This is a genomic window from Ectopseudomonas chengduensis (genome assembly GCF_900102635.1).
In the GTDB taxonomy this organism is placed as follows: Bacteria; Pseudomonadota; Gammaproteobacteria; order Pseudomonadales; family Pseudomonadaceae; genus Aquipseudomonas; species Aquipseudomonas chengduensis.
The window spans coordinates 19,455-29,967 of record NZ_FMZQ01000026.1; the positions used below are offsets into that span (position 1 = coordinate 19,455).

11 protein-coding genes are annotated in these 10,513 nt (G+C 58.8%); 1 reads left to right on the plus strand and 10 read right to left on the minus strand.

What is annotated here, in order from left to right:
* Positions 1 to 205 precede the first annotated feature (205 nt).
* From BLS08_RS25195 to ttdA, 6 genes are all read right to left on the minus strand, one after another.
* Positions 206 to 1,375 carry a glycerate kinase gene (locus BLS08_RS25195; protein ID WP_090337732.1) on the minus strand — a complete coding sequence of 390 codons (1,170 nt, stop codon included), beginning with the start codon at positions 1,373 to 1,375 and terminating at the stop codon, positions 206 to 208.
* Positions 1,376 to 1,459: 84 nt separating this feature from the next.
* Entirely contained in the window at positions 1,460 to 2,731 is a 1,272-nt protein-coding gene (locus BLS08_RS25200; RefSeq protein ID WP_090337715.1) for an SLC13 family permease, read from the minus strand.
* Between the two features lie 141 nt (positions 2,732 to 2,872).
* Positions 2,873 to 3,931 carry a tartrate dehydrogenase gene (locus tag BLS08_RS25205; protein WP_090337717.1) on the minus strand — a complete coding sequence of 353 codons (1,059 nt, stop codon included), beginning with the start codon at positions 3,929 to 3,931 and terminating at the stop codon, positions 2,873 to 2,875.
* A 404-nt stretch (positions 3,932 to 4,335) separates the two neighbouring features.
* Positions 4,336 to 5,202 carry an isocitrate lyase/PEP mutase family protein gene (locus BLS08_RS25210; RefSeq protein WP_090337720.1) on the minus strand — a complete coding sequence of 289 codons (867 nt, stop codon included), beginning with the start codon at positions 5,200 to 5,202 and terminating at the stop codon, positions 4,336 to 4,338.
* Between the two features lie 171 nt (positions 5,203 to 5,373).
* On the minus strand, positions 5,374 to 5,982 hold the full coding sequence (gene ttdB / locus BLS08_RS25215) for a L(+)-tartrate dehydratase subunit beta (RefSeq protein WP_090337722.1): 609 nt from the start codon (positions 5,980 to 5,982) through the stop codon (positions 5,374 to 5,376).
* The gene (gene ttdA, locus BLS08_RS25220; protein ID WP_090337724.1) at positions 5,979 to 6,878 is read right to left on the minus strand and encodes a L(+)-tartrate dehydratase subunit alpha; all 900 of its coding nucleotides are present in this window, start codon (positions 6,876 to 6,878) and stop codon (positions 5,979 to 5,981) included. The genes ttdB and ttdA overlap by 4 nt, the downstream gene beginning before the upstream one ends.
* A 396-nt stretch (positions 6,879 to 7,274) precedes the next feature.
* On the opposite strand from ttdA, the gene BLS08_RS25225 reads away from it, so the two are divergent.
* The gene (locus BLS08_RS25225; RefSeq protein ID WP_090337725.1) at positions 7,275 to 8,189 is read left to right on the plus strand and encodes a LysR family transcriptional regulator; all 915 of its coding nucleotides are present in this window, start codon (positions 7,275 to 7,277) and stop codon (positions 8,187 to 8,189) included.
* Between the two features lie 151 nt (positions 8,190 to 8,340).
* On the opposite strand, the gene BLS08_RS25230 is transcribed toward BLS08_RS25225, so the two are convergent.
* The 4 genes from BLS08_RS25230 to BLS08_RS25245 form a co-directional block, all read right to left on the minus strand.
* Entirely contained in the window at positions 8,341 to 9,036 is a 696-nt protein-coding gene (locus tag BLS08_RS25230) for an RES family NAD+ phosphorylase (RefSeq protein WP_090337726.1), read from the minus strand.
* A complete protein-coding gene (locus tag BLS08_RS25235; protein WP_090337728.1) occupies positions 9,036 to 9,443 on the minus strand; it encodes an antitoxin Xre-like helix-turn-helix domain-containing protein in 408 nt (135 codons plus the stop codon). The genes BLS08_RS25230 and BLS08_RS25235 overlap by 1 nt, the downstream gene beginning before the upstream one ends.
* Positions 9,444 to 9,528: 85 nt before the next feature.
* Positions 9,529 to 9,795, minus strand: coding sequence for an EexN family lipoprotein (locus BLS08_RS25240; protein ID WP_090337730.1), 267 nt, complete (start codon positions 9,793 to 9,795; stop codon positions 9,529 to 9,531).
* The coding region (locus BLS08_RS25245; RefSeq protein WP_244155389.1) for a LysR family substrate-binding domain-containing protein at positions 9,795 to 10,513 on the minus strand (719 nt) is incomplete at its 5' end. The genes BLS08_RS25245 and BLS08_RS25240, both read right to left, overlap by 1 nt.

A 10,513-nucleotide genomic window follows, 5' to 3' on the forward strand; every position in this document is an offset into this window, starting at 1 on the left:
TATCGCGAACCCGGTCGTAGTGATCTACCGCTGTTTTGTCGTCGCTCAAGGGAGTGGTCAAGCGCGTCCTACGAACCTCGACACACCTAGCCACTGTGCATCTCTTCAAGTCGCGCATTTTTCTATCACTGTCCGCTTTTGGCCGATTGTGGCCAGCCGCGACGGGCGGCTACCGGCCAAGAGCAGTCATTGGATATCTACAAATTCAGAGGGCGCTCGACGTAAGCGTTTTTGTTCGTACGTCTGTAGATAACCGAAGCACCCTGCCTATATCGCGCGCTAAAGCCCGCAGAAGCTCAGGTGTCTGCTGGCAGGCATCAGTCAGGGTCATAGGACCAGAGACCAACGAAAAGGCGGCAGTGACCCCGTGTGAGTAGAGGTCGGCGTATCCCTCTCCCAACGTGCCCGCCAGCACGATCACCGGCACTTGATGCTGGCGCGCCACGTGTGTCACGCCCAAGGTGGTTTTGCCTCGTAAGGTCTGAACGTCGCAACGCCCTTCCCCGGTAATCACCAAGTCCGCATCTTGTATACGCCGTGCGAGTTCAGCCAGCTCAGCGACGATTTCGATACCAGGGCGAAACTCTGCCTTGAGAAACGTACGGGTAGCGAACCCCATACCACCAGCTGCGCCACTGCCTGGGTAGTCACGATGATCGTTCTCGAACAAAGCCTGGCAACAGGCTGCAAAGTGACCCAGCGCGCGATCCAGCCTGGCGACCTCAGCACGAGTCGCCCCGTTTTGTTGGGCAAACGTGTACGACGCGCCATTGGGACCGCAGAGCGGGTTATCGACGTCGACCATCACCTCGAAACGCACTTCTGGAAGACGGGGGTCCAGACTACTCAGGTCGATTCGGTTCAATGCCGCCAAGACCTGCCCTCCCGGCGGTAGCGGCCACTGTTCTGAGTCCAGAAAGCGTGCGCCGAGCGCCTCCAACATGCCAGAGCCTGCATCATTGGTGGCGCTGCCACCTAAGGTGAGTACGATACGTCGGGCACCAATATCCAGGGCCTCAAGGATCAGCTCGCCAGTGCCGCGACTGGTACTCAGACAGGCATTGCGCTGTGCAACAGGTACCAATTGCAGACCACTGGCCTCGGCCATCTCAATGATGGCGGTGTGCGATCCTGGGAGCCAAGCCCAGCTTGCCTCGACGATGTCGCCAAGCGGGCCAGTCACCAGGCTGCTACACCGCTCGCCCTTCACCACGGCCAGAATGGTATCCAGCGTACCTTCGCCGCCATCGGCCATTGGGCACTTGATCAGTTCCGCTTCGGGGAAAACCTCCTGTAAGCCCGCCTCAATCACATCGGCAACCTCGGTTGCACTCAAGCTGTCTTTGAACGAGTCAGGTGCGATGACGATTTTCATGCGTTTCTCCAACATCAGCGAGCCTCCATGCTCGCCTGGGCCTCCTGGCATTGCTTGGCTAGTACGAGAGTTGCTGGTCGCCAATTACGACGGGAAGAACGGAAAGAACAGCAGTAACAGAGGAATCGCAATGGCACCTGCCACCAGAATCAACGGCAAGCCGCACTTCATGTAATCGGCAAACTTGTAACCTCCAGCCGACAGCACCATGAGGTTCGCTGGCATGCCGATCGGGGTGGCGTAGGCACAGGAACCGCCGATCACGATAGCCATCAGCACCGCGCGCGGATCGGCACCCAAATTGGCCGCGATCGACATGCCGATCGGCACCAGCAGCGCGGTTGTGGCGGTATTAGACATAAAGTTGGTGAGTGCGCAGGAGATAAAGAAGATCACCACCAGCAACAGTACCGGCGACGGCTCCGCGCCGAGCAGCGCCATGATTGTAGAGGCGACTGTCGCGCCGGCCCCGGTCTGTTCCAGAGCGCTGGCCAGAGCCAGGGTGCCGCCGAAGATGAAGATAGTTTGCGTGTCGATGGATTGGTAAGCCTGCTTCTCGGTCAGCACACCGACCAGTACCAAAAACGCTGCACCAACGCAGGCGGTGATATGCAGCGGTACACCTATCGCACTCTCAAATACCATGCCGAGGATGGTCGCGATCATTACCATCAACGACGTGATTTGCTTCCATTTCGGCACCGAGCTGAAATCATGAGTCGCCTCGGTTACACCGGTTACGGCTTTCGAGGAACCGGCCGGCAGCAGGCGATGGCCGAAGAAGGCGAAGTAGATAATGCCGCCTGCCAACAGTGGCAGGCCGACCTTGGCGTATTCGAAGAAATTGAATTCCAGGCCGACGTTCTGCAAGGCGCTCTGCGCGATCAGGTTTCCTGGTGCACCGATAAGGGAGAGATTGCCGCCCATCGCTGCTGCGAATACCAGGGGCATCAGCAACCGCGAGCGAGAGAACCCGGATTTCGCGGCAATGCCGATGACCACCGGAATCAGGATGGCCGCGGTGCCGGTATTGGAGAGCACGCCAGAGAGCAAGCCGACGATGACCATGATCGCTACGATCAGTTGCCGCTCGGTCTTGGCGAAACGTGTCACCAGGCCTCCAATGCGGTTCGCCATGCCCGTCTCGAACAAGGCGCCGCCGACGATGAACATGCCGACGAAAAGGATCACGTTGGTGTTGATGAAGCCGTTGAAAGCTGTCTTCGGATCGAGCACACCGGTCAATACCAGCGCGAGGCAGACGATGACGGCGGTCAACGCCAGGGGGATTCGCTCCCAGACGAACATGACGGTCGCGAACAGCAGCAGTAGCAGAGTTATCTCGATGGGGCTCATTCGGTTTCCCTCCTCTTAGAGGAGGCTCCATATGCTTATTTTTGTAATGGACGCCTGGAGCATCTGGGCTCCAGGCAAAGCGGTGAATCAGCAGTGACGCCTGCGGTGCAGGGTGTAGGTCGGCAGTCTGAATCCCACGCTCTAGCGCGAGATAACCTCAAGCACCGCGTCAGTAACCTGTCGAGTCGTGGCCGTGCCACCCAGATCGGGGGTATGCAGGCCGCTGGCAGTGACTTCCTCGATGGCGCGCATTAGATGCTCGCCGGCTTTTCTCTCGCCGAGATGCTCGAGCATCATCGCCGCGGTCCAGAAGGTCGCGATAGGGTTGGCGATGCCCTTGCCGGTGATATCGAAGGCTGAGCCGTGAATGGGCTCGAACATCGATGGGAAGCTGCGGTCGGGATTCAGGTTGGCCGTCGGTGCAATTCCCAGGCTGCCTGACAGGGCCGCAGCCAGGTCCGAAAGAATATCGGCATGCAGGTTGGTTGCGACGATGACATCGAGCTTTTCAGGTTTGAGCACCATGGTGGTGGTCACTGCGTCGACCAATTCGCGGTTGGTGCGTACATCCGGATAGTCCCTGGCCACTTCGGCGAACACTTCGTCCCATAGCACCATGCCATGGCGCTGGGCATTGGATTTGGTCACCAGGGTCAGGTGCTTAGCAGGCCGGCTGCGCGCCAGCTCGAAGGCGAAGCGGTGGATACGCTCCACACCTACGCGAGTGAAGGTGGACACCTCGGTGGCGACTTCGATGGGCAGTCCCTGGTGCACTCGGCCACCACTGCCCGAATACTCGCCCTCGGAATTTTCGCGCACGATCACCCAGTCAATGGCCTGGCCATTGCTCAGCGGGCTTTTCACACCCGGCAGCACACGGGCCGGGCGCACGTTGGCGTATTGATCAAAGCCTTGGCAGATTGGCAGGCGCAGGCCCCAGAGGGAAATATGGTCGGCGACCTTCAAACTACCGACGGCGCCGAAGAAAATTGCATCAGCCTTGCTGATCTCGGCCAGCCCGCCGTCCGGGATGTAATGGCCGTGCTTGAGGTAGTACTCCGAGTCCCAGGGGTAGTGGGTGACATCGAAATTGAAGCCACCCAAGCGTCTAGCCAGGCCCTCAAGAATCTCCAAGCCGGCGGCAATCACTTCGGTTCCGATGCCATCGCCGGGAATGGCCGCGATGTTGTAAGTCTTCATGCTGCGCTCCACTTATTGTTATTAACGAGGATGACCGCGATGCTGCGACAGGGCGAGTATAAGCAGTGAAATCAAACAGATTGATCGCTTAAAAATCACATCTTTATTGAGCTAAAGTTATCAATTAGAAAGCCAAGGCGAAGCACTACGACCGACGCAACCGACGGCCAGCACCGCCATGCCGGAGGGGAAATGCTCTTGCCAAAGGCAAGCCGACAGGACGCCCGCCGAAATCGGCGTCGATGATGCAACTAAACGGGAAGACGCTCGGGGCAGGCGGCAAGTCGGAGTTGCCGTGCGCTATCGAACAACGCCGGGCAAAAGAACGGATCCGCGCCACAAGAAAGGCGGCGCGGAGGGATGATCGGGCGCAACGAGCCTCTCGTGCGCGTGGCAGCGCAGGCTTATTCGCTGAGGTTCAGGTATTGCCGCGCCCTGGCGATGTAGTCATCGGGGTGGGTGTAGCGGGTCACCAGTTGCGACGCGGTGAGTCCATTGCCCACGGCGATGCCGCGCTGCTCGCGCAGGCTGTCGTAGGTCGCCTTGATCGCCGCGAAATAGGCGGCGTGGCCGTTGACCACGATGCGCACGCCCAGTTCGGCCAGGCGTCTGTCATCGCGCAGCTCCGGGTTACCGTAGGTGACCAGCATCAACGGCATCTGCAGACCCTCGGTGATCGCTTCGAGCTGATCGAAATTCTTCACCCCGACCAGGCAGATGGCGTCGGCCCCGGCGTCCCGGTAAGCGCGGGTGCGCTGGATGACCTCGGTCAGCGGCTGCACGCCGGCATGGGTACGAGCGATGATCGCCAGCGCATTGTCGTAGCGTGCTTCCTGAGCGGCGCGCAGCTTGCCGATACCCTCCTCGACGCTGATCAGATCGTACGATTTGCGGCCGAACTGTGCCGGCAGCAGGGTGTCCTCGAGCGTCAGCGCCGCTACGCCGGCGCGCTCCAGCTCGGCTACCGTGCGCATGGCATTGAGGGCATTGCCGTAACCATGATCGGCATCGGCGATCACCGGCAGGCGAGCTACTCGACCGATGCGCGTGGCCTGCTCGGCGAATTCGCTGAGCGTGATCAGGGCGATGTCGGGGGCACCGAGTACCTGCAGGGAGGCGATCGAGCCGCCAAGAATACCGACCTCGAAACCAAGATCGGCGGCAATGCGCGCCGATAGAGGGTCAAACACCGAAGCGGTGTGATGGCTGGCAGGTGAAGCAAGCAGCGCGCGGAATGCGTTGCGCAACTCGTGATGACAGGGTTTATCCATGGTCGTATGTCCCAGGTCTGGTGCTGGGCAACTGTCCCCAGGATCTGTGCCCAAGGTGGGGCAGCCGAAACGACTGGTCGCCGGCAATGCCGTGAAAGTAGTGGAGGATGGACGCCGCCGCTCCGACGTCCGGTGGCGCTCACGGCGTCCCTGCCGCGGCGCCTAGCCGGTTTATTTGATAAAGCGTACTTGGCTATTGATCTTCTCGACGATGGAGCTCTTACGCTCGTTGAAGCGCACCTTGTTCTGCTCGAACAGGTTGTTGCCCTTGGTATCAATGGAGATGATCAGCGGACCGAACTCGCGCACGCGGTTTACCCACAGAGTTTCTGGCATGCCCAAGTCCTGCCATTCGGCGCGCTCGATTTCCTCCACTTTGGTGGCCGCGAGCACCGCACAGCCGCCGGGGAACACCGCATGCACCGCCTTGTTCTCCAGGCAGCCAGCGGTGGTTTCCGGGCCCATGCCACCCTTGCCGATGATCAGCTTGACTCCGGTCTGCTCGATGAATTCCTTCTCGAACTTCTCCATGCGCATGCTGGTGGTTGGGCCGATGGAGACCATTTCGAAGCTGCCATCGTCTTTCTTGCGCACGATCGGCCCTGCGTGGAAGATCGCTCCGCCGCGCAGGTCGACCGGCAGTTCGCGTTTGAGTTCGATCAGCCGGCGGTGAGCCACGTCACGGCAAGTCACCAGTTGGCCTGTCAGATAGACAATATCGCCGACATTGAGGGAGGCCAGGTCTTCATCCTTGATCGGGGTAGAGAGAATCTTTTTCACAGTACTACTCCTTCATGGGAGAGGATGTCGTAGGACAGATCGGCATTGATACGGATCTTGCCGCGGCGGTGCGCCCAGCAGCCGGTGGAGACAGCAACGCCAATGGTCGACGGGTGACGCGCCGACGACTCGATATTCACACCCATCACGCTGCTGTTACCGCTCAGGCCCTGAGGACCAATGCCGATCTCGTTGAGTCCCTCCTCAAGGAGCTGCTCCATCATTGCTGCATTTGCGTTCGGGTGGCTGGAATCCACCGGACGCAGAATCGCCCGCTTTGACAAGCGTGCTGCGGTCTCCACCGAGGTGGAAACGCCGACACCAACCAGCAGCGGCGGACAGGCGTTGATACCGCGCGAGGTGATTACGTCGAAGACGAACTCAGTCACCCCTTCGTAGCCCTGGCCTGGCATCAGTACCTTTGCCGAACCCGGCAAGGTGCAGCCGCCACCGGCCATGTAGACATCAATTAGTGCGTAGTCGGCGTCAGGGATGATTTCCCAGTCCAGCCACGGAATCTTCGAGCCGGTATTAGTGCCGGTGTTTTTCTCGTCGAACGTCTCCACCGCGTTGTGGCGAAGCGGCCCCTTCTTCGTCGCCTCCAGAGTGGCGTTCTGCAGGATGTCCTCCAGCTCACCAAGCAGCGGGAAGCGGGCACCAGCGGAAATGAAGTACTGGATCACTCCGGTGTCCTGGCAGCTTGGGCGGTCGAGCTTGTCTGCGTAGTCCTGGTTTTCGGCCATGGAGTCGTAGATCTCGATAGCCAGCGAGTTGGTCTCTGCGGCACGCAGCTTGGCAGTCTTTTCCTTGACGTCCGTTGGCAGGCGCTTGCCAATATAGGCAGTAAACTTCGCCATCACGTCGGTGAGCGATTGAACGGCTGATTCGTTATCCATTGTTATTCTCCTCATTGCATCGAAAGGCTGGTGGGCTTGCATGCCTGCGAAAGCAGGCAAAGCAGATGAACAGTCGTCGTCCACTAGGCGCAGCCACCGACGCTACTGGCATGTGCTGGAAGGCAACGGAAACTGACGGAAGCGAGGCCCGTAATAGGCCGGTCGAAGAAGCCCCTATAGCGCTTCGCCAGCAATCGTCTGCCCATGCTCTGCTCCGAATGTTTCTTGTGAGTCGGACTGGGGGTGGCACTAGTGGATATTCGCTGCACGGCAACAACGTTCCGGGTTCGCAAACGATCCGGGTATTTCCAGCTAATGCGCAGAAGCAAAGTTAATGGTTTTCTGAAAAGCCTGTAATACAATGAAAATAACTTCATTATTTCTTGCAGGTTAATTATGAATCCAGTATCGGAACTGGCCTTCTTCACCCAGCTGATCAGACTGGGCAGCCTGGCGGCGACTGCGCGCGAACTCAACCTGACACCGCCCGCAGTCTCCAAACGGCTGGCACAACTGGAGCAGCGCCTGGGTGTGCGACTGCTCAATCGCACCACGCGCAGCATCAGTCTCACTGCCGAGGGTGAGCTCTATCTGAATAGTGCCCAGCGCATCCTCGGCGAGATCGAGGAAATGGAGCGCCAGGTATCCAGCAGTCGGGCGAAGCCAAAGGGGTTGCTACGCGTCAATGCCCCCCTGGGGTTTGGCCGCACGCATGTCTGCCCTGCAATTTCTTCGTTCGTCCGGCACTATCCGGAGGTCGAGGTCCAACTGCACCTGACCGACCGGCCGATCAACCTGCCGGACGATGCTATCGACGTTGCCATCCGCTTCGGGGACTTGCCCGACTCCCGTCTGATTGCCCGCAAGATCGCTGCGAATAGACGCAGACTGTGCGCGGCCCCTTCCTATCTGGAAGCCTTCGGCAATCCTGAAAGCCCCAAGGACCTGATGCAGCACAACTGCATTGTGCTGCGTCAGAACGATGCAGCCTTCGGTATCTGGAGACTGAGTCGGGGCAAACAGAGCGAGTCGGTAAAGGTACGCGGCAACCTAAGCACCAACGACGGAGAAGTCGCACTGAACTGGGCCTTAGAGGGGCACGGCATCCTTATGCGCGCCGAGTGGAACCTAGCCAGCCACCTAAGCAGCGGCCGGCTGGTGGAAGTACTCAGCGACTACGAAACCCCACCCGCAGATATCTATGCCGTCTACCTCGAACGCCTCAATCTATCTGCTAAGGTGTCTTTCTTCATCGAGCACTTGCGTGAGTTCTTCAGTCACAAAAGCGATGGATTCTTTCCGTTAGCTTAGAAACTTCTTTTTGTGGGGTGAGCTCAATGCTTCCGGATCAAATGACCGCTTTTGGCCGGTTTCTGCCTATTTTCACTGGCTGCTATGAGCCGATTTCAGCGGATTATGATTGCTTACAGAGGCGGGCTAGGACTGTTTAGTCCGCTTTCAGCTACGGGGCTAGAACTGTTGTGATCTGATTGACGCTGATAACTTGCCCGCTCCAGATCATTTCAAAATGAGCGCTCTGGATGATCGACGTAACAGGTCGCGGGGTCATCAGCGCCCAACAGATGTTGCCGGGAGATCGAACCGAGTGGTAGCGCAGGCCTGGGTATCCCGCTCGTTTCACTTCGCTTCCCAATCGATTCGAGTGTGCGTAATCGTCCGGCGTATAGATGGGGTCTGAAAGCGGCAGTGCGGTGGCGTCTCTCATACCGCTGTCGCTGAAACCGGCGGTCAGCCCTCTGAAGACGAAGCGCTCATAGTTGAGCTCCGGCACATTCGACCAGTAGCGCTCCTGGTGATGACGCACTTCGGCAATCGCGGTATCCATTCTGTCGGCCAGGTAGAGCACGCCGAAGTTGCCATTGCTGAAGCGCGAGCCGGCTGGATTGACGTGGGTGAAGGGTGCTGTCGCATACGAGCAGCCAGGGATGCCGAACGGAATCTGGTCACGCGGAATCAGCTCCAGGCGACCAATCTCGTTCTGCAGCCGTGGATTGGTTAGCGCCTGGATCTGATAAAGAGCTTCGAAGTCCTCTGCGTCGGCGACATCATCGAACAGGGCAATGGGCGGAAACTTGGAGTTGACCAGGCGATAGGCCTGCAGGCTTTCACCTTCCAGCACAGGAAGGTCTCCGAGCATTACCACTGTGCACCTCGTAGCGCGTCGATCCGCCGGAATGTCTCATAAAGCGAGATCATGTCGCCCTGCGCCATGATGTCGAGCGGCTTGCGGCCGTTGAAGAACTCATTGTGATTCTCCATCGTGGGGAAGCCATAGACGTTCTCGGGGTTATCGAACACGACGCGCAGTGCTGCGTGAATGTTCAACACAAGACTGATGCGTTGCATCTGATCGGAGTCCAGGCTTACCGCCCATGCCGAATCCTTCTGACTAGCGCGGGTGTAGGTGCTGCGGGAAATCCGCAGCACCCGGCAAGCCTGCTCGCAGGTGGCCTTCCACTTGTCCAGAATGTTCAGCGCGGCACGCAGGCCGGCTGCGCACTGGGTTTTCGAGAAGTCCTGAGTTTGGATTGCGGCAGCTGTCATGGAGAGCCCTCGATTTAATCTATAGATCAAAATATAGCATATTTGAATCTGTAGACTAAAAGTGGCCATTTCGCTGGCGTCCCCTCTAGCGTCCATCTTCGGTGTCCGAGTGGAAGAATTGGACGGTGTGAGGAGTGTAGGGTGTGCCTTTGCCCATAAAGCGTATGCGCTGGGCATCGCTAACTGCGTTGCATTGGGCTTCACCCAGCTTTGCTCGATTGTCCCGGCACTGCAGTCGCAGTTCCTTGAGCCGCTCGGGATTCTCCGCAAGCGCTTCAGCCGACTCAAACGGCATCGGCTTTTCGCATGCGCTCAACAGCAGGGCAGCCAGTAGTAATGACATCTTTTTCATCAAGCGATCTCCTTGTGTGATGCGTGATCAGGAAGCAACGCTTGGCTTTCCTCCGGACTCACCCGCCCGATAAACCGGGCCAGTTGCTCGGTCGGATCGCCTTCGCGCCTTACCAAGTAGGTGGTTAGCATCGATGCACAGCCGCCTAGCGGCCTGGCCACGACGTCCGGATTGTTTAGTTCGTTGATGCGCGCCAGGCTGGAGAAACCCAGCCCGTAACCCGCAGCGACCAGCGCCATCATCAGATCCAGTGTTGGTACGCGGTCGGCGATGATCAGTCGCGTATCCACAGCGCCCAGCACCCGCTGCAACTGTTGCCAGAAGCCTTCGCAGACCTGCGGATCGCAGAGTACCAGCGGGTAGCGCACCACCTCGTCGAGCGGCACGCGCCGGTAGCTGAGCAGTGGGTGGCGGGCAGGTACCGCTACCACCAGCGGATCGAACCAGACCGGCTCGGCCACAAGCCCATCGCCGACCTCGTCGGACTGTGCAAGCCCGATATCGAACAGGTCGTCATTCAGGCCTCTGACCTGTTCGCTGAAGGTGACCTCTGACAGGCAGATCTCGACCTCCGGTTCTTCCTCGCGGCACTGGGCGAGCAGGGCGGCTAGGCGGGCTTGGGGTGTTGGCGCTGATGGAAAATTGACCCACCCTGCCGATTGAAATTTGACCCAGGGCGGATTGCTGATTTTGTTACCAGCAACTGTGGATAAGTCTA